22 protein-coding genes are annotated in these 25261 nt (G+C 40.2%); 12 read left to right on the top strand and 10 right to left on the bottom strand.

Going from position 1 to position 25261, the window contains the following annotated elements:
* Complete coding sequence (locus AB6811_RS11445; RefSeq protein ID WP_369490599.1) at positions 1–1398, bottom strand: FAD binding domain-containing protein; 1398 nt, start codon at positions 1396–1398, stop codon at positions 1–3.
* A gap of 120 nt (positions 1399–1518) precedes the next feature.
* On the opposite strand from AB6811_RS11445, the gene AB6811_RS11440 reads away from it, so the two are divergent.
* A complete protein-coding gene (locus AB6811_RS11440; RefSeq protein WP_369490598.1) occupies positions 1519–2382 on the top strand; it encodes an endonuclease/exonuclease/phosphatase family protein in 864 nt (287 codons plus the stop codon).
* 200 nt (positions 2383–2582) lie between these two features.
* Here the strand turns inward: AB6811_RS11440 and AB6811_RS11435 are convergent, their stop codons facing one another.
* The 8 genes from AB6811_RS11435 to mnmE all read right to left on the bottom strand — a co-directional run bounded on the left by AB6811_RS11435 (position 2583) and on the right by mnmE (position 10246).
* Complete coding sequence (locus AB6811_RS11435; protein ID WP_369490597.1) at positions 2583–4004, bottom strand: DUF6965 family protein; 1422 nt, start codon at positions 4002–4004, stop codon at positions 2583–2585.
* Positions 4005–4091: 87 nt separating this feature from the next.
* A complete protein-coding gene (locus tag AB6811_RS11430) occupies positions 4092–5168 on the bottom strand; it encodes an AAA family ATPase (RefSeq protein ID WP_369490596.1) in 1077 nt (358 codons plus the stop codon).
* On the bottom strand, positions 5165–5470 hold the full coding sequence (locus AB6811_RS11425) for a hypothetical protein (RefSeq protein WP_369490595.1): 306 nt from the start codon (positions 5468–5470) through the stop codon (positions 5165–5167). The genes AB6811_RS11430 and AB6811_RS11425 overlap by 4 nt, the downstream gene beginning before the upstream one ends.
* Complete coding sequence (locus AB6811_RS11420; protein WP_369490594.1) at positions 5463–5798, bottom strand: helix-turn-helix domain-containing protein; 336 nt, start codon at positions 5796–5798, stop codon at positions 5463–5465. Before AB6811_RS11420 ends, AB6811_RS11425 begins: the two co-directional genes overlap by 8 nt.
* 101 nt (positions 5799–5899) lie before the next feature.
* Positions 5900–6820, bottom strand: coding sequence for a hypothetical protein (locus AB6811_RS11415; protein ID WP_369490593.1), 921 nt, complete (start codon positions 6818–6820; stop codon positions 5900–5902).
* Between the two features lie 21 nt (positions 6821–6841).
* Complete coding sequence (locus AB6811_RS11410; protein ID WP_369490592.1) at positions 6842–7999, bottom strand: tyrosine-type recombinase/integrase; 1158 nt, start codon at positions 7997–7999, stop codon at positions 6842–6844.
* 55 nt (positions 8000–8054) lie between these two features.
* The gene (locus AB6811_RS11405; protein WP_369490591.1) at positions 8055–8606 is read right to left on the bottom strand and encodes a helix-turn-helix domain-containing protein; all 552 of its coding nucleotides are present in this window, start codon (positions 8604–8606) and stop codon (positions 8055–8057) included.
* Positions 8607–8842: 236 nt separating this feature from the next.
* Positions 8843–10246 carry a tRNA uridine-5-carboxymethylaminomethyl(34) synthesis GTPase MnmE gene (mnmE, locus tag AB6811_RS11400; RefSeq protein ID WP_369490590.1) on the bottom strand — a complete coding sequence of 468 codons (1404 nt, stop codon included), beginning with the start codon at positions 10244–10246 and terminating at the stop codon, positions 8843–8845.
* Between the two features lie 382 nt (positions 10247–10628).
* Here mnmE and AB6811_RS11395 point away from each other — a divergent pair, with 382 nt between their 5' ends.
* Both AB6811_RS11395 and AB6811_RS11390 read left to right on the top strand, forming a co-directional pair.
* Positions 10629–11918: a hypothetical protein gene (locus tag AB6811_RS11395; RefSeq protein WP_369490589.1), complete on the top strand. Its 1290-nt coding sequence runs from the start codon at positions 10629–10631 to the stop codon at positions 11916–11918.
* Between the two features lie 298 nt (positions 11919–12216).
* Entirely contained in the window at positions 12217–13632 is a 1416-nt protein-coding gene (locus tag AB6811_RS11390; protein WP_369490588.1) for an alanine/glycine:cation symporter family protein, read from the top strand.
* Between the two features lie 721 nt (positions 13633–14353).
* Here the strand turns inward: AB6811_RS11390 and AB6811_RS11385 are convergent.
* Positions 14354–15397, bottom strand: coding sequence for an oxidoreductase (locus AB6811_RS11385; protein WP_369490587.1), 1044 nt, complete (start codon positions 15395–15397; stop codon positions 14354–14356).
* A gap of 151 nt (positions 15398–15548) precedes the next feature.
* Between AB6811_RS11385 and AB6811_RS11380 the strand changes: the two genes are divergently transcribed.
* The 9 genes from AB6811_RS11380 to AB6811_RS11340 all read left to right on the top strand — a co-directional run bounded on the left by AB6811_RS11380 (position 15549) and on the right by AB6811_RS11340 (position 25256).
* Positions 15549–16175 (top strand): TetR/AcrR family transcriptional regulator, encoded by a 627-nt coding sequence (locus AB6811_RS11380; protein WP_369490586.1) that lies wholly within the window; start codon positions 15549–15551, stop codon positions 16173–16175.
* 8 nt (positions 16176–16183) lie between these two features.
* A complete protein-coding gene (locus AB6811_RS11375) occupies positions 16184–17464 on the top strand; it encodes a TolC family protein (protein ID WP_369490585.1) in 1281 nt (426 codons plus the stop codon).
* A 12-nt stretch (positions 17465–17476) separates the two neighbouring features.
* Positions 17477–18370: an HlyD family secretion protein gene (locus AB6811_RS11370; protein WP_369490584.1), complete on the top strand. Its 894-nt coding sequence runs from the start codon at positions 17477–17479 to the stop codon at positions 18368–18370.
* 130 nt (positions 18371–18500) lie between these two features.
* Positions 18501–19421: an ABC transporter ATP-binding protein gene (locus AB6811_RS11365; protein ID WP_369490583.1), complete on the top strand. Its 921-nt coding sequence runs from the start codon at positions 18501–18503 to the stop codon at positions 19419–19421.
* Positions 19418–20158: an ABC transporter ATP-binding protein gene (locus AB6811_RS11360; protein WP_369490582.1), complete on the top strand. Its 741-nt coding sequence runs from the start codon at positions 19418–19420 to the stop codon at positions 20156–20158. The genes AB6811_RS11365 and AB6811_RS11360 overlap by 4 nt, the downstream gene beginning before the upstream one ends.
* Before the next feature lie 2 nt (positions 20159–20160).
* Positions 20161–21273, top strand: a complete 1113-nt coding sequence (locus AB6811_RS11355; RefSeq protein WP_369490581.1) for an ABC transporter permease — start codon at positions 20161–20163, stop codon at positions 21271–21273.
* Positions 21274–21284: 11 nt separating this feature from the next.
* Entirely contained in the window at positions 21285–22388 is a 1104-nt protein-coding gene (locus AB6811_RS11350) for an ABC transporter permease (protein WP_369490580.1), read from the top strand.
* Positions 22389–22467: 79 nt separating this feature from the next.
* Positions 22468–23457 (top strand): CotH family protein, encoded by a 990-nt coding sequence (locus AB6811_RS11345; protein ID WP_369490579.1) that lies wholly within the window; start codon positions 22468–22470, stop codon positions 23455–23457.
* 98 nt (positions 23458–23555) lie between these two features.
* Positions 23556–25256: a hypothetical protein gene (locus AB6811_RS11340; protein WP_369490578.1), complete on the top strand. Its 1701-nt coding sequence runs from the start codon at positions 23556–23558 to the stop codon at positions 25254–25256.
* Positions 25257–25261: the final 5 nt, after the last annotated feature.

The following is a 25261-nucleotide window of genomic DNA, read 5'->3' as shown; positions in this document are numbered from 1 at the left end:
TTAATAAATCTGCTCAAACTGTTTCCCTAAAAACTTTTGCAGGTGTGCCAGGAAAAGCTGTTTTAACAGCAACTTCTTATACTCTGCGGTTCCCCGGATATCGCTAATGGGCGATATCTCATCGTGCATAATTGTTATTGCTTGGGTTACAGATTGTGAATTGATTTCCTTGCCAGTAAGATAGTTTGATGTTTGGTGCAGATATAAAGGGATTGGGGCAACCCCACCTGCCGATATCCGGCACTTTTTTACCTTCCCGTTCTCGACTTCAATAAGCATTGCACTGTTTACGCTTGCAATATCAAGGTATTTTCGTTTGCTTACCTTTTCAAAGCTGAATTGAGCAGTGCTCTTTGGCAGCTCAAAGGTGATGTACTGAATTACCTCGCCAGCATTCAGGTTCAGTTGCTTGTACCCTTTAAAGAGCTGGGTTAACGGTTGCTGGCGCGTTTTGCCATCGGAAAGCGAGGTTATTTGAGCATTTAATGCCAATAGCATTACACTTAAATCACCTATTGGCGAGGCGTTCACTATGTTTCCCGCAATGGTAGCCATGTTCCTGATGGGCTCCGACGAAACCAGCATCAGGTACTCCTTAAGATGAGGGAAACGCTCCATCAGCTCTGCTGAAGCAATCAGTTCACTCACACGGGTTGCACCGCCAACGGTGCAGGTGCAATCGTTTAATGTAATTTCCTTGGGGAGATATCCATCCAAGGTCGATTTTACTTTTTGTTCGTAGATACTCTCGGGGCGTTGAACCATAAGGTCGGTTCCTCCGGCTATCAGCTGTGAGGTGCTACTGCTTTCATCATCCAAAGCCTTAATTTGCTTAAGTTTACCTGGAACTTCCAGAAAGTAGTTGGGTAGAAAGCCTTTGCCAACAAGCCAACCAACGGGGTTCGATATGCTCTTTTCCTGCATTACCCTTGCAATATCGGCTGCAGCCCGCTCTATGGATTTGTATCCGGTACACCTGCATATGTTTCCGGCCACTGCCTCAATGGCACGCTCAGTAGTAGGAACTTCGTGGTTCATGCAAAATGCGGTGAACGACATAACAAATCCGGGAGTGCAAAATCCGCACTGGGTTGCGGCATTATCGGCCATTGCCTGCTGAACCGGACTAAGCGTATTGCTTAAGTTGATACCCTCAATGGTTACAACATGCTTACCGTGAGCGTTGATTAATGGGTACAAACACGATGTAACGCTTCGGTATTCAACTGTATCGTTTGTAAGTTCGCCTATAAGTACTGTGCAGGCACCGCAATCGCCCTCCCTGCACCCAATTTTTGTCCCGGGTAGGTTTGACTCGTAACGGATAAAATCCAGTAAACTCATTCCCGGGTTACATGAGGTGTTTACAGGCTTGTCGTTAAGTATAAAACTTATCATGGATGTTATTAATATGCTTCACAATATACAAATCAACCATTTAAAAAATCAAGTTTTTTAGTAAAAATGGAATAAAATTGATGTATTTTTAGGGAATTTAATTGAAAAATTCTGGAAACCATGATAAATTTTAGACTTAGCAATATCAGTATTGCTGTTTTGTTTATTGCACTACTTTTTACTGTTGGTTGCAATTCGAACAAAAACGATAGCTTTAGGGTGATGAGTTTTAACATAAGGTTCGATAACCCCGCCGATGGGCTGAATGCATGGCCATACCGTAAGGAACATGTTGCTCAAATGGTTAAGTTTTACAACATCGATATTCTGAACGTACAGGAAGCGCTGCATCATCAGCTGCTTGATATAACGGGGATGCTCAACGGTTATGGTTTTGTTGGAGTGGGCCGCGATGATGGCGATACGCTAGGTGAATACTCGGCAATCATCTACAGAACCCAGAGGTTCGAACTGCTATTCAGTAAAACGTTTTGGTTATCGGAAACCCCCGATACCCCTTCGCTTGGTTGGGATGCTGCCTGTAAAAGGGTTTGCACTTGGGCAATTTTTAAGGATAGGTTAAGCGGAAAAACCTTTGCTCTGTTCAACACCCACTTTGACCACTTGGGAAAGGAAGCACGCAGAAATTCAGCCAGACTGCTGGTAAACCGGATTACAGCAATTGCCGATGGTTTGCCGGTAGTCATAACCGGCGATTTCAATATGATTCCTACTGATAGCTCATTAGTTCCAGTTACATCAAACTTTGCCGATACTTACGATTTGTCACCAATTGGGCACTACGGCCCAGTGGGTACCTGGAACGGGTTCGATTATAGCAGCCCGCTTACCGATAGGATTGACTATTGCTTTGTTGATAGCAATAAAATTGACATTTTAAGGCATGCCCATATCGACGATGCCTTTAGGCAGAGGTTTCCATCGGATCATTTGCCCGTTTTTGTGGAAATGCGGGTAAGGTAGATTACTTTCCTATACAAAAAGTAATTATACTTGTATATCAACATATTAAATATTATGCGGTACAAATAAGGTACAAAACTTGGTTGAAACCCTTGCTAAAATTGTAAATGTATAAACATCGGGTTTAAATGTTTAACAAAATGTTTTTGCGTTCAAAGCGCCTTTTGGGTATTCTGGAAAAATTGACTTTAGGGCTGGTTCTAATTTGCCGAAAGTAATAGTTGTTTAAATTGCTTTAATCGCTCTAAATATGGTAGGAACGTATTGTTCCCTTTGTGCTTTTTAATAGTATTTATGTGGCTTTCAATGAAAAGTTCACAGTTTAAAATTGTTGTAAATTCGTTAAGTTTTATAGGTGTCTTCGGTAATTCAATTTTTGAAAAGTAGTCTTCAAGTTCATTTATTTCAACGCTCCAACTTTTCGATTTATTAACCATTTGCTTGTATGGTTCAGTTCGCGTTTGGAATTGCGTTTGAATACTATTTCCTTTTATTGTGTCCAAATTGTCCAGATTTGGTTTGTTGAGTTCGTCCTTTGGGGGTGTTTCTTGCTTATGGTCTTTATATTTTCTGAATTGTCGCCAGTCCAGTTTTATTAGGTAATCAGCAATATCGTAGCCCTTTGCTTTTTCTTGGTCTTGTACCAACTGCTCCAGTAAGTTCGAAAAAATAAAACGGGTTCCGTGTAAACGGCTTTCGTATTCTTTGGCTTTGGTTTCCCATTCTTTAAAGGTGCTACCGTCATTTGATAGGTCGGGGAAAACATACACAAAACGCCCTTGTAATACTTTCAGCTTGTCAAATGAGAAACTGCTTTTGTTGTAAACTGCCAACCAAACAAGACTTTCGGGCGTTTCAGGTAAACCAAAATATAACGTACCGTAAACGGCTGTTTTCGGGGCTTCAACCAATGCAACCGGGTTGCTGTGGTATTTGCTTAAAAGGTGTTCGCCAAATAGACAAGTAATAATTTTATCCTGTTTCGTGTATGCTTTTAACCATTCAGGCAAGGGCTTATTGCTCCGGGCGTAATGCCTTTCGATTATTGAGTGTAAAAAGTCAGTGCCTGTGGTGTGGTTCTGTTCATCAAATTGCTTTACCTGAACGGCTCTTACATTGCCTTTAATATCAATGAAAGGAAAAGTAATTGCCCCTGCCCTGTAACCGCTTGCAACCGTACCCAACCGGTATAACTGTATAACTTTTGTAACGTCTTCAACATCAAAGGGAAATTGCACCTTATAAAACAGGTTCTGAATAAACGTGTTTTTTTCGTAGCGTTCGGGTTGCAATGTTTGTTTAAAGGTTTCAAAGTCAAAAAACACAGGTTCAGGAATGGGCTGGGGTATGGGTTGAGTGTGAAAAATATTTTGTTTTTGAACAGTAACTTTAGTAACTCCAGTAACTTTTTGTTCTTGCTCCCAAATCATTTTTGCATATCCATCTAAATAGGGGTTGAGGTGATATGAACATTTACTTTCACGGTCGCAACGTCCATACTTTTCGGGTAAATAGTCGCCTGTTTTTCTATCTATGTACCGGACAAACGTCTTTTTATTACAATTGGGGCAATAGTGCTTTTTACTGCCTTTTTCTAATGTATATCGGTGTTCTGTATTCATTTTTCTTTACTTTGCGTTCACGGTGTTCACGGTGTTCACGGTGTTCACGCGTGAACGGTGTGAACGGTGTGAACGGTGTGAAAAATTTTACATTTTCAAATACTTATTTACTGCTCCTAATGAAATACCCAATTCAGTTGAAATTTGCCTTTGTGAACATCCTTTTTTACTCAATTCCTTTACTTGTTCAATAATGCTTTCGCGTTCTTTTTCTGTTACTTGTTTAAGGTGTTCCCGCTCTGCACCAAATCCCAAAAACTCAAACGCAAGGAAATTGTACGGCTTGTTAATTTGACAAACAATTACGTTTTCAGTATCGTAAATCATTTCCGTATTTCGGGCTTTAATCTGCTTTATGTATCTCAAATTTTTATCGGTATTGCTTTGCCCTATTGCGAAACAACTGTCAACAAAATTGTAAAGCATTTTACTACCGCCTAAATCATTTTGGGTTATTGGTCGGCTTAAATCACGTTTAGGTGTGTGTGCAAGTGCTAAAATTGAAAGTCCGTATTTGCTTTTTAACGCCTTCAAATATTTCATTAAGGGTAAAGCATCTTTTGAACGTTCCGTTTCATTTTTGAGGTATGTAATATTATCAATGATTAAGATTTTCGCCCCTGTTTCAACAATGCTTTGCTCTAATGATTGATTAAGATAATTTTCAAAGGTGGTTTCCGTTGGCGGTTCGGCTTCCGGGTTTATTTCAACTCTTAAAAAATTACTTTTGTCAAATTGATAATGGTTTTCAAAAACCTTTAGAGCTTCATTTTTTACGGAATATCTTACTTCAAATTGTTTGGGTGAAAGTTCAAAATCAAAATACAATACTTTTTGCGCTGGAGCTTCCATTTTAAAGCCGGGTATTTGTTGCCCCCTGCTTATACTATCGGCAATTTGAACGGCTAAAATTGATTTTCCTAAATTGCTATCTGAAAATAAAATACATATTTCGCCTTCGTGCCAAAATTTGTCAAATAGCATTTCTGGTATTGGACTTGTTTTTGCAAACTCCAACCATTCGTTGGCTGTCATCATTTTAAAAAGCCCTTTGTTCTGTAATGTTTCTTTGCGTTTTTGCTCCAGTACGTCAAAATGATTAAGCCAAACTTTTGGTTGTTCTAATGGGTTGTTGAGGTCGTCAAATACAGGTGCAAGTTTCATGGCTTAACAGTATTTGAGGGTTCAACAATGGTTGAGAACAGCTCGGGGTTTGTAGTGTAAAACCCTGCTCTATGTTTTGATATTGGACAAAACCCTTTGCGTACTATGCTAATGCGATTTTGCTTTTGCAGTTCCGCAACGTAACGGCAAATATTAGCCCGTAAAATACCTGTTTCAACCGCAACCATCAACATAGTTTTGGGTTGGTTGTAAAACGCCTGAAAAACAATTTTGATTTGTGGGCGTAATCCATTACTTTTGTATTGTCCTTTGTGTTTTGGGAGGTTCTGTGAGTTATTCATGGCGCCCCCCTTTCTTTTTTAGGTATGCTTCGGCTTCCTTTTCAATTTCAGAATTTGACTTTTTACGCCCTGCCTTTAAGTACTCAGTAAGTTCATTTGCTGAAAAATACAAACGCTTGCCCCTTTTCATTACCGGCAATTCGCCTTTGCTTACCTTGCTGTAAATAGTCGGCACCGTAAGGCTTAGGAATTCGGCTGCTTCATAAACAGTCAAAAGCCTTTCGGGTTGCTCTGGGGTTTCAATCGTTTTGGGATTGCGTTTAAGGTCAAGCAGTAATTTTTCGATAACGCTCAACCTTTCCTCGATAGTTTCAAATGGATTGTTCATTTTGCAACAGTTTTTATTGTTACTGCTGCAAATAAATAATGCGAAAAATACCCCAATCAATACCCATTTATGCTATGGGGTATATTTGGGGTATAGTTTTTTTATATTTTTTCGTTTTCAGTTTCCTTTTCCAATTGTGAGGGGGATTTGTAAGGTAACCATTCAGAAATACAAATTCGTTCCTTTTTGCCCGGTTCGCCTTTGCCCTTGTTAAGAATATCCCAAACAGTATTTTCTTTAAACGGTTGGGGTTCTGAATATCCTTTTTTAATAAACATAAATGTTTTACAAATCCAATCCCTTATTTCAGTATCGTTATTCAACAAAAATCCGTTGTATTTGAGTCGCCTAAAAACCTCAACAAATTTGTTTTGGTTATGAGGGAATAAAAGCATTTCGCTTAACTGTTCGCCTTGTAAGACTTTTAATAATTCCTTTTCCTTGTTTGTGAAATAACCCTTAAGTTCAGAATGTATTTTTTTTATCGTTTCGTTGTTTTTGAATATTATCGATTTTCTGTTCGGTTCTGGTTTTTGTTTAGCAATCGGTTGAGGTTGCAACGCTTCATTTTTTGGTTGAGTTTCCTGAAACGCCTTGCTAATTGCTGTTGCTATTACATCTAAACCTTGTTTGTTAATCCGGTAAAACATACCTTTATAGCCGAACTCTATCGGCGTTATATTTTTCCCTTCCTTTTCAATGTACTCAAGTTCTTTTGTACAATACTCTATCGTTTCCCTGCGCTTCTGCTCAACCGTTTTGCCTTCCAAATCGGTGTAAGTTAGAAATCCATTTTCGGCTGCATTTAGCATCAGGTAGAGTTCATTTTTCCGTCGGTATAACTTTTCGCTTATACCCTGTTCAAGTTTTTTTAATGCGTTCATGCAACCCGTAAAAAATTGTTCGGCTTCATAAAATTGCTCTTTCTCAGCTTTCTTATATTCCCTAAAAAAGTACTTGTCTAAGGCTTCACAGTCGTATTCATTGAAATAACCACGCAGTATGATTTCTAAATAGTCCATAGTCCATTATGATTTAAGCGTTTACATATCTAACTTAATTTTATTGGCTGCTTTGCGTTTTGCCTCGTCCACAATCTTTGCGTATACCTGTGTCGTTTTTAGGTCTTTGTGTCCTAACATTTTGGAAACCGTGTAAATATCGGTTCCATTAAAGAGTTGAAGCGTTGCGAATGTGTGCCGGAAACAATGAAAAGTTATGTTTTTAGTTATTCCGGCTGCATCGATCCATTGAGAAAGGTGTTTGTTATAGTAAGCAGAATATTTAAGCCCATCAAATACTGGCTTGTCTTGTGGCATATCATTTGGGTTTTTCTTGCCCTTTGTAATCCCGTACGCTTGTTCTGAAATAGGTAAAACCTCAACGTTTTTGGTTTTCTTTTGCCTAAAATTTAGGTAATAGCCTTGTCCTTCAATGTATTCAAGTTCGCCCCAAACCATTTTTTGAATGTCTGAAAACCTCAACCCTGTAAGGGCTGAAAACAGTGCAGCACGTTTCAATAAATCGTTACTACAGGGCGTTTTTGCAAGTCTATTTAACTCGTCAAGGGTTAAGTATTCCCTATTTGTTTCGGTTGGTTTAATTGGGCTTATTTTGGCGTTTAGGTCGGTTTGCAATATGCCGTCTTTATAGGCTTGTTTTAATGCTGCTTTTACTTTATTGAAATACGAAACGGCTGAATTTTGTGAAAGCGTCGTTTTTTCGCTTTTCTTACTTTTCGTTGTAAGTAGGAATTCTTTAAAGTCCTCTAAAAACTTTTCGTTAAGGTCTGCAAACCTCAACATACCGTTGGTAAATGCTTCAATATAGTTGAGTGCTGAAATCCAGTTATCGTAATTACTTGCTTTTCGCTTATTGGCTAATTTTCTGAAGTACTCTATAAAGTTTTGTTCGCCTAATTCTTTTTTATGTAACTGCTCCCTTTCGAATTCGCAGTAAATTTCAGGTTTATTCAAAAAGTTTTCCCGCTTTTGGCGTATGCTTTCCGCTATTTTCAGGGTTTCCGAATTATGCTGTTTGTCAAACGGTGTTTTGGGTTTCTCAAAAATGTAAAGCCCTAAAAATTCCCTTCTTGTGGGCGTGCCTGTTTTAGGGTGTGGTATTGGCGGGTAAAAGTCAAGGTAAAGGCTTAAACGTCCGGCACTAATTTTCCTTTTTCTGAGTTTAACTTTTGTTAACATTGTCCTTTGTGTTTAGTTACTAAAGTTATTAAAGTTACTTCCTGAAAAAAACTTTTTACGTCAATAACCTTTCAATAATGGTTTTGGGTACAAAAACGTACCAACCCTTATTTATCTTTGGAATGTTTTCCCGTTTAATGAGGTGCTGCAATGCAGTTCTCGAAATGCTGTACTTTTCCATTACTTCGCTAATGGTGTAACAGTCTGAAATATCAAATTGCTTTGTTTTGGGTTTAGGTTGCTCCAGTTGGGGGTGCTCAAAGAGTTTATCAATTTCGGAACGCTTTACCCTTGTTAGTCTTTGCCCTAAGTTTACGGCTCTTATTTTACCGGTTTTAATGTAGTAGTAAGTTGTGCGTACTGAGCAATTAAGCAAGCGAGCAACTTCCTGAACAGTCAAAAACTCTTTGGCTTTCAGTTCCTCAATCGGTTTTGTTTTTACTTGCAAGGTTTCAACGTTTGACTTTTGCACCTTTTCGGCTCTAATGCGTGCCTTGTATGCTGCCTTGCTGCATTTATCGGAACAGTACTTCGTTACTGTGGTACGAGCGGTAAACTCCATTCCGCAATGTTGGCAAATTCTTTGTACCTTAATATTCGAGCTCATTTAATGCCTTTTAATAGAATTAAGTTTACATAAGTGCAATTAAGTGCAAAATAAAAAAGGCTAAACCTTCCATTTTTGAATTTTTATAGTTTAAGGTACAATAAAGGTACAAATTTGTACCTAATAAACAAATAATATCACAAAATAATTATTAACAACATAGTAACAAAAAAGCCCTTTTTACAGGGCTTTACGAGTGTTTTATATTGGTTTGTTATTTGGTTATTTTGTAACGGTTACTTTCCTATACAAAACTTTGAGAAGATGAAGCCAAGCACTTCGTCGTTCGATATTTCCCCGGTAATCTCACCCAGGTAATCAATGGCCTGGTGAATATCAATGGCAAGCAAATCGCCGCTTAGGTTTGCCTGTAGGCCATTCAAAACCTGAACCAGACTGGCTCTTGCTGATTGCAAGGCATTGTAGTGTCTAATACTGGTAACTACAACATCCTCGTTCTCGGGCATATCGGCTTTACCCATGGCTATTAGTAGTTGCTGTAATTGCTCAATATTATGTCCGGCTTTTGCCGAAAGGGCCAGCGCACTAAACCCTTTACCTGTAAGCTCCGAAAGTACCTCCTCAACATGGGCCTGAGTTGACTTATCCTCCTTGTTTACCAGCACAATTAAGTTTTGCGATGGGGAAAGCTTGGTAGCAAAGTCCTCAACCTCGCTAATAATTTCATCAAGGTTGGCTTGAGCATCGGCTAGGTAAAGCACTATGCGTGCTTTTTCAATTTTTACAAAAGCCCTTTCAATACCGATGCTCTCAATCGTATCGGTGGTTTGCCTTAGCCCTGCAGTATCGATAAAGCGGAAGTTAATTCCGCCCAGGTGGATTGTATCCTCAATGGCATCGCGTGTAGTTCCTGCAATTTCCGAAACAATAGCCTTTTCTTCGTTTAGCAAGCGGTTCAGCAGGGTGGATTTACCCACGTTGGGTTTTCCGGCAATGGTTACAGGTATACCCATCTTAATGGCGTTACCCTGACTGAACGATGCCGAGAGCTTGTCGATTTCTGAAATTATACTATTTATCAACGCTTCAAGTTCACCACGGTTAGCAAACTCTACATCCTCCTCGCTAAAATCGAGCTCTAGTTCAACAAGAGCGGTAAACCTGAGCAGCTCATTCCTCAGTACTGCCAGCTTGTTGGAAATACCGCCACGCATCTGGTTTAGCGCCACCCGACGGGCTGTCTCACTAGTAGATGCTATCAGGTCGGCAATGGCTTCGGCCTGCGAAAGGTCAATTTTACCATTCATGAAAGCCCTTAATGTAAACTCACCGGGCTGTGCAAGACGTGCGCCATGGCGCACAAGCAACTCAAGCAGTTGCTGTTGGATAACAGTGGAACCATGGCACGATATTTCAACTACATCCTCGCCCGTGTAGCTATGAGGCGCCCTGAAAAGGCTAACCAGTACCTGATCAACCTCGCGGTCGCCATCAATAATGGAGCCGTAGTGAATGGTATAGGCTTTCTGCTCCTTGAGGCTTTTCCCCTTTTTGGCAGGACGGAAAACAGAACTGGTAATCTCTAATGAGCGTTCACCGCTTAAACGGAGTACAGCTATGGCACCCATTCCTGGCGGTGTGGCTATGGCAACTATGGTTTGTGTGGTATCGAATGTCATGTATTGTTCCCTTAAAATGGTTCTGACAATAAAACTTAGCAAATTGGGCAATGGGATAAAATTACCGCTTTAAATCCCCATTTATCAAAAAATTATATAGTACAAAGGTAAACGCTTTAAGCCATTATGGCAAAAAGTATGTTCAAAAATGGATAACCAATTTAGGGTTAAAGAGGCGGTTCATTAATATCTCGATTTTGTCTTTTAAAACATAAAAAGCTGTAAACTAAAATTCAGTTTTGTTTGGAAAAAGTTGACTTACTATGGAGCAAAATGTAAATTTGCTTCATATTGATCTTCAATCAATATATATTCTAGTAGCTTTTGGTTTCATTTTCCGATAGTTAACTAATAATTACTTACAAATCAAAAATTATTAATCATGAGATGTAAATGGATTGTTTACCTGTTTAGTGCTATACTTATAGTACTAATAAACGGCAGGAATTTAGCAGCTCAGGAAGATGAGAAAGGAAGCGCCGATCATCCCCTGATTTCCAGATTTCCCGGATCCTACATACTTACTTATGATTTGAAACAGTTCAATGAGTATTTGCTTCCGTTGGGAAAAATGTCAAAGGATACCCTGGAAAAAAGCCTTAAACTCGAAGGGAAAGTGACTCAAATAACCTATGCTGCACCCAAGGACAGATCGATATTAGAGATTTACCGTAGTTATGAAACGTTTTTGAAAAATAACGGGTTTATAACCCTTTTCAGTGCCAATAAAGAAGAACTGGGCGATGGGTGGCTAAGCAAGTACATAAGTGCAACCCCAAGGGCATATAGGTATGGGCAACCTGGCCTTGATACACGAATAAGGGACAACTTTGTCTACTTAGTGACCAGAAAAGATAGAAAGGAGGGAAGTGTATATGTTGCCCTATGCGTAGCAACAAGCTGGTATCAGGATTTCCCTGTTATTCAGCTTGATGTAATAGAAACCAAACCCATGGATGCCAGTATGATGAACATAATAAAGGAACCTACCGAAAAACAAGGAGATAAGAAAGTCAGCCTAACCGAACAAATTAAACAGGTTAAAACCTTTGAGGTTAGAGTTGGAATTGGTTGCCACGCTTTTATCGATCCAGTTTTGGCAGGTACCTCATCAAATAATTTTAAGGATAATTCAACGGGTACCGTTACAGGCTCTCTTACAGGATTCAAAATACTAACCGGTCCTTATGTCAATGCAAGATATTTTTTTAATGAGAATATTGGGATTTCTGCTGATATTGGCAGTTTGATAAATAGCATTGAACTTTACACCTCAGAGGCTTACTATTTCAATAAGGCAACCATGTTTTACCAAAAAATTGGTTTTGTAGGTCAAATTGTAGGTAAAATTACCCCGGTTCGCATGTCTCTATCAATGGGCGCTGGAAATTGTATAACTGAGCTGTATAAAAAAACTACCTATACACCCCCGGCTACCGGAACAGATACTTTCCTGCTGGGTAAGGCAAATATGTTTATGGCGTACATTAATTTAGATATATCAGTTCCAATTTACAAGAAACTTTACCTTTTTGGTAACTTTGAGTATAATGTAATGCCGGTATGGGAATTTGTAATGGAACATGATGGTGGAAATGATTACTCTGATACTTACTACGGCTTAAACTATGGCGGTTTCCAAATTAGAGGAGGGTTGAGCTATAGTTTTTAAAGTTCACACTGTTAAACATTTTTTGGTAAATTTGAGTTTGAAATTTGACGTAAAAAAAAATATTATTGACGCACTTTCAGTTTACTTTGATGTAAAAGTTAATCTATGTTTTTTGCAATTTTTAAAGGATAAATTGGAATTGAAAGTTTCTTCAATATTGAATCACTATTATTTTACTAATATTTTCAATTGACTGACCTGGGGTATTTTTTAAACTTATTAACAATAAATCTGTCTATCCTTTGACAGGTTTTTGTTTTTTCTATTTTTGTGCGATAACCTAAACCAAACCATAACCATGAACTCTTTTCTGGAAAGCTTCGATTACGTTATTCAGCTTTACAACGAGTATGTTGGGGGTTACTTGATATTAGCCCTGCTTGTTCCAACCGGCATTTACTACTCAATCAGGCTTAAATTTTTACAGGTAAGCTATTTTAAGCATGCTATCGACTTGGTTCGAGGGAAATACAGCAAGCACGATGATGTAGGAGATGTAAGCCATTTCAAGGCTCTTACCACTGCGCTCTCAGCCACTGTTGGAACCGGAAATATTGTTGGAGTTACCCTTGCAATCTATTTTGGCGGGCCCGGGGCTGTGTTCTGGCTTTGGGTAACCGGTTTCTTTGGCATGATGCTTAAAATGGTTGAATGTACATTGGCGCAAAAGTTCCGTAAAATTAATGCCGATGGCACTGTTTCGGGCGGTCCTATGTACTACATTGAACATGGTCTTAAGGATAAGCTGGGTGTTTGGGCTAAGCGTTTGGCTGTTTTCTTTGCCTTTGCTGGGATTCTTTGTTCATTAGGAACTGGTAATATGGCTCAAGCCAATTCAATCTCCGATGTTTTAAAAACTAGTTACAATATCCCTGTTCTTTACACCGGTATAGCCATTTCAGCGCTGGTGTTTTTAATTGTAGTTGGTGGATTACGTCGCATTGCCAATGTAACCTCAAAGCTTGTACCTTTAATGGCTATTATCTACTTTGGTTCAGCAATTCTTGTCATAGGTGTTCACTTTGCCGATATACCTTCAGCTTTATGGTTGATTGTAAAAAGTGCTTTTACGGGCCATGCGGCTGTTGGTGGTTTTGTGGGTTCAACCTTTTTTATGACGATGATATGGGGGGTTCGCCGGGGTTTGTTTTCCAATGAGGCCGGGCAGGGCTCAGCGCCTATGGCACATGCTGCTGCAAAAACTCCATACCCCATGCGTGAGGGGTTTGTGGCTTCGCTTGAACCATTTATCGATACCATTGTAGTTTGTACCCTAACCGCGTTAGTTATTATTATAACTGGTGTATGGCGAGTAGATGGAGCCGTTAAAGGGGTAGGGATGACAGTTGCAGCTTTTCAGGAGGGTTTGGGTAAAATTGGCATCGGCTTTTTAGCGCGTCATATGGTGGCCATTAGCCTGCTACTTTTTGCGTTCTCCACCATCATTAGCTGGTCATACTACGGAACCAGAACTGCACAGTATATTTTTGGCGATAAGGCCATTAAACCTTACTACTATGTTTTTACCCTATTTGTATTCTTTGGTTCAGTTTGGGGTATCGATTTGGTTTGGCACTTTGTGGATATGGTCATCACCTTTATGAGCATTCCAAACCTGATAGCGCTATTGCTTTTATTCCCAGTAATGAAAGCCGAGGCCGAAGGCTATTTAAAGCGACTTAAAGCAGGGGAATTTAACCTGAACAGAGATTAGCTTAAAGGGCTTGTAAAATATGTGCAGTACACCGTCCATTGTTTGCTAAATGAAATGGAACACGGATGACGCACATGGAAAGTTGATGGTTGACAGTTGATAGTTGATAGTTGATGGTTGTTAGTTGATGGTTGAAGATTGATAATGACAAAAAAGGCGTAATGGACAAAATTCAGGCTATTTTTTAGGTAGTTTGTTCTAATGGACATTTTTCAGGCTTTTTATTTTAATGTTTTTCGAAAGAAGCAAATAGTATTAATAGATTTGTATGTCAGGTAAGCAGAAACAGGCTCTGCTGGAGAGCAACCTGTCAGGAATATCCTGACCGACTGGAATGGTCATAAAGGCTGACACTCGTCAGCCTTTATTTATTGACAATTCCAAGAGCAGATGCCTTCGAAAACTCATTTAATAGTTTTTTTTCAGCTTGACACTTTGCAAAAAAAGCAAATTTTCCATTCAAGGCTTTCAAATTCTCCAAAGTTCGATATTTATTGGAGTTAAACACTATGCCAGCCTGAAAAATGTCTATTAAGCCACAAAAAACAATGCGAAATACTTATATGTGACTGATTACTAAATATTTGGATTTTTCATAACACCAAACATAAAACACGAAACACCTTTTACTTCTATTCCCGCTAACACAGGACGGGTCAACCTTTAACTTTTAACTTTTAACTTTCATCCTTTATCCTTTATCCTTTATCCTTCCCTCTACCTACTCCGCCAGTGGGCACGATTCCGGTTTGGTGTAGCGTTTACAGCGCGGCTGACAATCAATACAAAGGTTTATAGCCTCGCCTGTTTTTGCCTTGGTTACCCAATCGGGGTCGGTTAACATATCGCGTCCAATGGCAACCATATCAGCTAAGCCGTGGGTGACCAATTTATTAGCCCTTTCAGGCGATTTAATTTGGTTAACCACCATTACAGGAACATCTACAAACTTTTTTACCTCTGTTCCCATGTAAACCACATGGTTGTAGTCAAAATTTGAGGGAACTGTGGGGTTAATACCCTTTTCGCCACCGTGCGATACATGAAGGTAATGAACGCCGTATGTCTGGAGCAGTTTGGCATTTTCAATACCATCGTTCAGGGTGGGGGAACAACCAGCTATGCGGTAACCAATAATAAATGTTGAGGGTGTAACCTCCTTAATACCTTCGATGATTTGCCTTGCAAATCGTAACCTGTTCTCAGAGTTCCCACCATACTCATCGGTGCGGTGGTTAATGGCAGAAGAGGCGAACTGGTTAAGTAGGTAACCATGGGCACCGTGTAGTTCAACACCATCAAAGCCCGCTAGGTGTGCCCTTTTGGCTGCGCTTACAAAATTTTCTACCAGTTCACTTACTTGTTCTTTGGTTAAGGCTACGGAACGGTCGTTTTCCGGGTCAACAGAGGGGCCAAAGGCCTTTTCGGCAACAGCTTTCCGTGTGGTAAGTCCTGCATGGTGAAGCTGAATAAGAACCTTGGCGTCGTGCTTATGGACAACCTCAGCAATTCTGGCAAGTCCCTCAATGTGGTTGTCGTCCCATATACCTAACTGGTAGTTGAAAATTCTACCAGTAGGATTCACGCAGGTGGCTTCAACAATAATTAGACCGGTGCCACCCCTTGCAATTCTTTCGTAGTGTGCAATATGCTTGCTACTTACCTTTCCATCGGAGTCGGACCATCCAAAGTTAACAATGGGAGGCAAGGCAACCCGGTTTTTAATTTTTATTCCGTTAATTACAATTGGCGTATGAATATCCATAATAACCTTTATTAGCTAATCACAAATATAGATAATTAGCCGCATACAAAAAAAAATTAACCAAATGGTTAAAAAAGTGACTAAAAAATTTGGAGCATAAAAAAATGTGTTAGATATTTGCCGTATGGTTTAACCAAATGGTTAATGTTGTATGATATCAAAAAAAATAGAGAAAGACACTGAGAGTAAGATACTTGAGGCTGCCAAACGCGTGTTTGTTCAAAAGGGATTGGATGGGGCGCGTATGCAGGAAATAGCCGATGAAGCAAGAATTAATAAGGCTCTGCTGCATTACTATTTCCGTTCAAAGGAAAAGCTTTTCATGACCATCTTTAAGGTTGAGCTGAACAACTTTTTTCCACGGCTCATACCTGTATTACTATCCAAGGAGATGACCTATGAGCAAAAAATTCGGCATTTTGTGGAAGAGTATATCGAACTTTTCCTTAGAAATCCCTTTCTACCTGCTTTTGTACTGCGCGAGGCTAATCGAAATCCCGAAATGATTGCACAGTTCATTACTGAATCGGGCATCAATGCCGAAAAACTAAAAGATGTAATGAAGGTTTTATCCCATGAGTTGGGATTAAGCGTAAACGAGGTGCTTCACCTTATGGTAACTACTGTTAGCTCATGTATTTTCCCCTTTGCCGGTAAACCAATCATTGAACAGGTGCTTTTTAATGGCAACGAGGGCGATTACCAAAAGTTTTTGAGTGAACGTAAAAGGTATGTTGCCGACTTTATGATTTACTTTCTAAAAGGAAGATTAAAATGATTTTAACAATGAGAAAGGCAAGAATTATTTCGCTTACCATTACTTTACTGGCTTCAACCTATATGCTAAAGAGCCAGAACACGGTTACTCTGCCGGGCTTACTTAAAAGCATGGAGCAGTGGAATAAGCTTTACAGGGTTAGTGCGGCAACCGACTCGGTTTACTGGCTTAGGAAGTCGAATATCAAGGTAAACTACTTACCAAAAGTAGAATTGAATGCCGAGGCCACCTGGCAATCGGATGTAACCAAAGTTAACATTCCCATGCCGGGCATTTCAATCCCTACACCCGATAACGACAACTATAAGTTGACTATCGATGTTAGCCAGCTGATTTGGGATGGAGGTGCAACAAAATCGATGCATCAGCTTGAAGATGAATCGCGTAAACTTGAGCAGAACAAGGTTGAAAGCGAACTTTACACCCAAAAGGAAAGGGTGGCTTCGCTTTACTTTGGAATACTTTCCACCGATATGGCAATCAGGCAGCTTAAAGCTATGGCCGTGGAGCTCGATAAGCGAATAGAGGAGCTTGAGGCCGGTGTAAATGCGGGGGTGGTACTGGAATCATCAGCAAACGCTTTAAAGGCTGAGAGGCTTAGGTTGGAGCAAAGCATTGATGCAAACCTTTCGCAAAGGTATAGTTTGGCGGAATCAATTTACTCACTTACGGGAGTAAAAATTGATGAGAGTGCCCAAGGGATTATACCCTCATTAGCTATACCAAACCAGGATGTTTGTTCACGCCCCGATTATAAACTTTTTGACCTGCAGAACGGCTATCTGTCAACAGCAGCTGGTGCCTTGAATAGCAGGCGAATGCCTAAGTTAAGTGCATTTGCACGGGTTGGCTATGGCAAACCGGGACTTAACATGCTTTCCAATGAGTTTGATTCCTTTGCCTTGGTTGGAGCCCGATTATCATGGAGTATATGGGATTGGAATAGCACATCGCGCGAGAGGCAGACCCTGAAAATCCAACAGAACATTTTGCAATATAGGCGCAATGCTTACGATGAAGGATGTAGTGCGCAGGTTTCGTCGGCGCTAGCGCAGATACAATCGTTACAAAGGCAAATACAAACCGATGAAAAAATAGTTGAGCTGCTAGAAAAGTCTGTAAAGACATCAGCATCGCAGCTTAAAAACGGAACCATAACATCATCGGTTTACTTGTCCGACTTCAACAGCTTGCTTAGAGCAAGAATTGATATGGAGTTACATAAAATAAAGCTCTCACAGGAGGTTGTGAAGCTATATTTCACACTTGGCATGAGTATTAACGATTAAAAAATTATACCAATGAATTGGAAAAAACTTATGAAGGTAATTCTTCCCGCTGCAATTGTTATTTCATGCAGCAGGAATAATGGGAAAGCTGATGCTTACGGGAACATTGAATCGAACGATGTAACCATTTCCGCAGAAGTGGGCGGTAAGCTACTGGAACTTAAAATCGATGAGGGGTATAAAGTGGAGAAAAATCAGCTTATTGGAATTGTTGATACCCTACCGCAAGTCCTTAAACTAAAGCAGCTTAATGCCCAGCTAAAGGCTGCCAAGGCTAAGTTGCAAGGTATTGATGCTCAAATTGCCGTTCAGGATGAGCAGCTGAACGTCCTGAAAAAGGAACTTGAAAGGGTAAAAAAATTAGTAGCCGATAGCGCAGCAACACTGCGTCAGCTCGATGATATTGAGGGAAAGTTCAAAATTGCCGAAAAGCAAAAAGCAACGTTTGATGCGCAACGCTCAGGTGTGTTAGCAGAAATTGACGCTGTAGATGCTCAAATTGCCCAGGCCCAGGATTTATTGTGGCGGTGCCACATGGTTTCACCTGTTTCAGGGACAGTAATATCGCGCTATGTGAGCCAGGGAGAGCTGGTTATTACCGGCAAACCGGTTTGCAAAATTGGTACGCTCGATACGGTTTACGCGAGGGTTTATATTGATGAAACTCAACTTCCCGATTTTTCAATTGGCCGTAAGGTGACAATTTTAACCGATACGCCTGATGGTAAGCTCAAGGAGGATAAAGGCGAAATTGCATGGGTTTCATCGGAAGCTGAATTCACACCAAAAATTATTCAAACAAGGAACGAAAGGGTTAACCTTGTGTATGCTGTAAAAGTTCGAGTTCCCAACCCAAATGGCTATTTTAAGATAGGAATGCCCGTGGAGGTTAGGGTTGAAGATTAGTGTGCATTGTTTTGTGTTCTGTGTGCAGAGAATGATAGTCAGTTATGTTTTTTGGGTTTACTCTTTTATCTACTTCTTCCTGACATTATTTTTTGCTGAACACTGACGTTTAATTCTAAACACTATCTAAATGCCAGCAATACAAGTAACTAACATATCAAAATCATACGGCAAGGTAAAAGCGCTTACAGATGTAAGTCTGAGCGTTGAGGAGGGTGAGATGTTTGGTTTAATTGGCCCCGATGGAGCAGGAAAATCAACGTTAATCCGAATTATTACAACGCTATTAGTTCCCGATAACGGGAATGTAACAGTTTTTGGTTTGGATACCGTAAGCCAGTATAAACTGATAAGGGGCGAAATTGGGTATATGCCTGCTGTTTTCTCGCTTTATTCCGATTTAACCGTGGAAGAGAACTTAAACTTTTTTGCCGGGGTTTTTGGAACAACAGTTAAGGAAAATTACGAACTGGTAAAGGGGGTATATCACATGCTTGAACCATTTAGAAATCGCCCTGCCGGAAAGCTATCGGGTGGTATGAAACAAAAACTTGCCCTTTCGTGCGCATTGATTCATCGCCCAAGGGTGCTGATACTCGATGAGCCAACAACCGGAGTTGACGCTGTTTCAAGAAAGGAACTTTGGGATTTGTTACATTCTATTAAGCAACAGGGTATTACAGTTTTTGTTTCAACAGCGTACATGGATGAGGCAAAGCAGTGCGATAGGGTTGCATTGATTCAGAAAGGGCGAATTTTAGGAACTAACACTCCCGAAGGGTTTGCTGAAATGTTTCCCTATAAACTCTTTAGTATTCAAGCAAACAATGCATGGAGTAGTTTAGATGCCATTAGGAATTTAAGTACATGCGAAACCGCCTACATGTTTGGCGATAGTATTCACTTCGCAACTAATTACAATGAGGAAAGTCCTGAAAGCCTTCACGATAGATTGATGTCGGTAGGAGTTGAAGCTAATGTAGCTCAAATACAGGCAAGCATTGAGGATTACTTCATTTACCAACTCTCGGAAAAAAATCTTGTGAAATGACAAATGCCATTGAGGTTGAAAACCTCGTAAAACGCTTTGGAAGTTTTATTGCTGTAAATCACCTAACCTTTAGTGTTGGTAAAGGGGAGATATTTGGACTACTTGGAGCCAATGGTGCAGGTAAGACTACCACAATCAGGATGCTTTGTGGGCTGCTTTCACCCACATCGGGGAAAATTAGCGTTGCGGGCTATGATGCTTACACTCAGCCTGAACAAATTAGGGCCAGCATTGGCTATATAAGCCAAAAGTTTTCGCTTTACAGCGATTTAACGGTTTGGGAGAACATACGATTTTTTGGTGGTATTTATGGGTTATGGGGAAAAGAGCTAAGAATACGTGCACTTGAACTTGTGGAGGAGTTCAAAATGCACGATTTTAAAGACACTAAGGTTGAATCGTTGCCGGTTGGGTGGCGACAAAGAATTTCGCTAGCGGTATCGTTAGTGCATAAGCCCCCAATCATCTTCCTCGATGAACCCACAAGCGGTGTTGACCCGGTTGGACGACGAATGTTCTGGGAAACCATTCATCAAATCTCCTCTATGGGAACAACCGTGCTGGTAACCACTCATTACATGGACGAGGCAGAGTACTGCCATACTGTTCTTGTTATGGTTGATGGAAGAATTGAAGCTCAGGGTGTACCCGCGCAACTTAAATCGACACATGGAGTTGAATCAATGAACGACTTGTTCTTACTACTATCCCGAAATGGTAAATTAAACATTGAGTAGCTATGGCAAAGGGTAGGTTTTCGAATTTTATTACCAAGGAATTTAAGCACATATTTCGCGATACGCGAACGCTGCTCATTGTGCTTGTAATGCCTGTCCTGCAGCTGCTAATTTTTGGCTTTGTTATATCCAGTGAAATCAAGAATGTCAATTACGCCGTGCTTGACTACACCAACGATTATAACACAAAAAAGCTAGTGCAGCGTATTTCATCATCGGGGTACTTTAACTTTAAGGGATATCTGAAAAGCGAAAATGAAATTAATGAAGTTTTCAAGAATGGCGATGCCAAGCTGGTTCTTATTATTGGTAACAATTTCACTCAAAAGCTTCAAAATGAAAACTATGCCAATTATCAAGTTGTAACCGATGCCTCAGACCCCAATACAGCAAGTATTCTGGCATCGTATGCACAAGGAATAGTAAATTCGTTTACTGCGGAGTATTTTGGTTCAAACCAGCAAAAGGAGAGGGTAAACGTTCAAAGCCGAATGCTCTATAATGAGGAAATGAACTCGGCATTCATGTTTGTGCCAGGAACCATGGTGCTTATACTGATGTTAGTTACTGCAATGATGACCTCTATTTCAATTACACGCGAGAAAGAGATGGGTACCATGGAAATACTGTTGGTTTCACCATTAAAACCTTGGCAGATTGTGGTAGGTAAAGTAATTCCTTATATAGGCATTGCATTTACCAATGTTCTGGTAATCATTTTAATGGGCTACACAGTTTTTCATCTGCCCTTAAGGGGAAACTTCCTTTTGCTGATGGGGGTTAGCTCGTTGTTCATAGTGTTAGCCCTATCATTAGGAATTTTAATATCCACTTTGAGCAATAGTCAGGCAGTTGCCATGTTCATGTCAATGTTTGCATTGATGTTGCCCACCATTCTCCTCTCGGGATTCATTTTCCCCATTGAAAACATGCCAAAAATTCTGCAATGGTTAAGCCTGATTATGCCACCACGATGGTTCCTTTCGGCATTAAAAACAATAATGATAAAAGGGCAAGGCTTACAATACGTAATAAGCGAAGTGCTGGTAATGCTAACCATGACAACTGTTTTTATAGCCCTTAGTATCAAAAAGTTTAAAGTTCGTTTGGAGTAATACAGCTTGCTATGAGAAGGATACTAATACTTTTGCAGAAAGAGTTTATTCAGATTTTCAGGAATAAAACTATACTACCAATAATATTCGTATTGCCCATTGTTCAGCTACTCATCCTGGCTAACGCAGCTACACAGGAGATGAAAAACATCAGGTTGACCATAGTTGATTTTGATAATTCATCGGAATCGCGCAGGTTAATAAACGCTTTTGACCAATCAAAGTTTTATACCTTGATACCTGTTAGCGGCAATGTTGACAGGGCTGTTGAACTAATTGATTTAGGTAAAACCGATGCTGCACTGGTAATCCCAAAGCGTTTTGGGGAAAGCCTAGTTGAGGGGGCACCCGTAAATATTCAGCTTATGCTGAATGCCATCAACATTACAGCGGCAGCATTAACACAGAGTTATACCACCGGAATTATTCAGAACTTCGCATCCAGCATTTCAATACAAAATATAAATCCTATCAAAACTAAACAAAGCGTAAGGTATTGGTATAATCCAGAACTGAACTATAAGCTTTACATGGTTCCAGGTATTCTTGTAATTTTAGTTACCATTGTTGGTATGTTTTTAACGGCAATCAATATTGTTAGGGAGAAAGAGCTTGGCACCATTGAGCAGGTTAACGTTACCCCTATTAAGCCCTATCAATTTGTAATTGGCAAGTTACTTCCATTCTGGATAATTGCGTTATTTGAACTGTCGTTTGGGCTACTAATTGCCAGGCTTGTATTTAACCTAACCATTGCAGGCAGCATTCCACTTCTGTTTGCTTTTGCTGCAATATACCTTTTGGTAACACTGGGATTAGGTTTGATACTCTCAACATCGGCTAGCAATCAGCAACAGGTAATGTTTATGGCTTTCTTTTTCATGATTGTTTTCCTGATGCTAAGCGGGTTGTTCACCCCAACTGAGAGCATGCCAAAATGGGCAAACTGGTTTAATACCATCAACCCGCTTTACTACTTTATGAAGGTAAACAGGATGCTCATTCTAAAAGGCTCCGATTTTACAAACCTGAAAGATAGTTTTCTATCAATCAGTCTAATGACAATTGCAGTTCTAAGCATAGCCATACTGCGGTATAGAAAAAAATCAGAATAGTTGCCCAAATAATTGTATTTTTACAGGAGAACCATTTCAATGAGTGGTGCTAAACCGGATTGCATCAAATACTATTCTTTTGGTATTGCTAATTTTTAGCAATTTAGCAGATGGGCAAGCTCTATTTGCCGATAGCTCATTGCTTGATATTAAACTTGAATTTGGCATTCAGCAAGTTTTTGCCGATATAGGCGAAGACCCATCGTACCATAAAGGATATTTAAGCTATGAGAACGAAAATGGCGCTACTATTAGTATTCCCGTTGATATAAGGACTCGTGGAATTTTCCGACGAAAAGCATCAAATTGTTCCCAACCACCGCTGCTCATAAAATTTAAACCAAAAGAGACCTCAAATACCATTTTTGAGGGTATTGAAAAACTAAAATTGGTGGTACCATGCCAAAAATCTAGCAGATACGGGGATTTAGTCCTAAAGGAGTACCTTGTTTACAAGCTTTACCAGATTATTTCACCCTATTCATACAGAGTAAGGCTTTTAAGGTTGAATATGGTAGATAGATACTATGGCGACCAGTCAATTTGTTATGCCTTTGTAATTGAACCGGTTGAAATACTATCAAGAAGATTGGGAGGAGTGGTTAGGGATGCTAAAAACACTCACCCAAACGCCTGCAATAGCTACTACTACAATAGGATGGCCATTTTTCAGTACATGATTGGCCATACCGATTGGTCAATAAAGGCATTGCACAATATCACCCTAATTGAGCCCGAACCCTATGCCCCATCCATTCCCGTTCCTTTTGATTTCGACTTTTCGGGTTTTGTTGATGCTCCCTATGCGCTTCCGGCTGAGCATTTACCCATAAAATCGGTTAGAGAACGACACTTTAATGGCTACTGTAAGCCGGAACAGCAGTTTGCTGATGCCTTCAGCTATTTCCTTAACCTAAAGGATACAATAAACCATACTATTACCACGTTTAACTATTTACCCCAGGCGCAAAGAAATGAGCTAATTAGATATACCAATGAATTCTTCGATATAATAGCATCGGATACAAAACGTAAATCAAGGATTATTACAAAATGTCGAACCGATTAGTTAATTAATTCGTATCACTTTCAAATATTTTTACTTAATTTGTTAGAACTTTTGTCATTTTGCAATTGCTTGGACTGAAAATGCAGAATATGTCGCTCATGAAATCAATAATATCAAAGGCTTTTTTTTCAATATCGGTTATTATCTTACTTTGCCTATCGTCCATTGCTCAGAATGGATTACAGGTATCGGCTAGGCTAATAGTTAAAAAGGGCGATTTACAGGGTTCAAAGGTAACGGTAACCCAAAACGGAAATATAGTTCAAACAATATCGGTTAGCAATAAAGGGGTTTTTGATTTTATTCTTGAGTATAACTCCGAGTATATCATAGTTTTTGAGAAACCTGGCTATATCACCAAAAAGGTTTTAATTGATACCCGGGTTCCTGAAACATTCCGTAAGGATATTCAGCAAATGACCGGATTTGAGGTGGTTCTTGAAAAACAGAGTGAGGACGTTATTAAGGAGTATGCCAATCCTGTTGCAAAGATAATGTATGCAAGGGATATAAGAGACTTTACCTACGATACCGACTACTCTCTTAAAGTGCTTAAAGAAATTGAAAATGAAAACAAAAAGTTAGCAGAGGAGAAAAAGAAGAAGGAGATGGAAGAAAAAGCCCGAAAGGCAGAGGAGGAAAGGCAACGCATTTTAGCTGAAGCCCAAAAACGTAAAGAGGAAGAGGAGGCTAAGCGCAAAGCTGCTGAGGAGGCAAGAAAAAAGGAGGAGGAAAGGTTAAGGAAAGAGGCTGAAGAGCGACGCATTGCAGAGGAAAAGAAAAGGTTGGAAGAGCAAAAGCGTCTGGAGGAACTTAAGAAAAAGGCCGAGGAGGAAGCACGGTTAAAAGCTGAGGAGGAAGCTCGTAAGAAAGAGGAACTCAGAAAACAGGAGGAGGAAAGGCTGAGGAAAGAACAGGAACGTATCCGTCAGGAGGAGGAAGCAAAACGTAAAGCTGCTGAGGAGGCCAGACTTAAAGAAGAGGAAAGGCTGAGAAAGGAAGCCGAGGAGCGAAGGCTGGCAGAGGAAAAAGCAAAACTTGAGGAACAAAAAAGATTGGAAGAGCAACGCAAAAAAGCAGAGGAAGAGGCCAGGTTAAAAGCCGAGGAGGAAGCCCGTAAGAAAGAAGAATTGAGAAAGCAGGAGGAGGAAAGGCTTAAACAGGAGCAAGAACGTGTTCGGCAGGAGGAAGAAGCTAAACGTAAGGCTGCCGAGGAGGCTCGCTTAAAGGAAGAAGAACGCATTCGCAAGGAGGCTGAGGCTCAACGATTGGCCGAGGAAGCCAAACGTAAAGCCGAGGAAGAGGCAAAACTGCAAGAGGCTGAAAGGTTAAAGAAAGAGGCTGAAGAAAGGGCTATTGCCGAAGCTAAACTACGTGCGGAACGTCTGAAGGCAGAACAGGAAAAAGCTCGACAGGAAGCCGAACGGCTAAAACGCGAGGAGGAGGAACGCCGTAGGGCAGAGGAGCAAAAAAAGTTGCTCCTTGAGGAGCAGCGTAAGCGCGATGCTGAGTTACGCCTTAAGCTTGTGGCCGAGAAAATGAGCGCCCAAATTGGCAGGGAGGATGCCGATCAGGTTGTAACCCTGCTTGCTGCCGAGGATATTGCCAAACGATATACCCGTGAACGTACCGATGAGGTTATCCGTTATCCACGAATAATACTTACCCGAACAGTGTTTAACCGGAACAACACAATCACCTTCTACACTCGTGTCGACCATGAGTATGGTGCAGTTTACTACCTAAAGGATGGTTTCTTTATTTCCAAGGAGCAATACCTTGCCGAAACCCAAAAGTAAAGTTA

Origin of the sequence: Tenuifilum sp. 4138str (genome assembly GCF_041102575.1) — a bacterium.
Lineage (GTDB): Bacteria > Bacteroidota > Bacteroidia > Bacteroidales > Tenuifilaceae > Tenuifilum > Tenuifilum osseticum.
The sequence above is the reverse complement of the archived record's forward strand: the minus strand, read 5'-3'. Positions and strand labels throughout refer to the sequence as shown.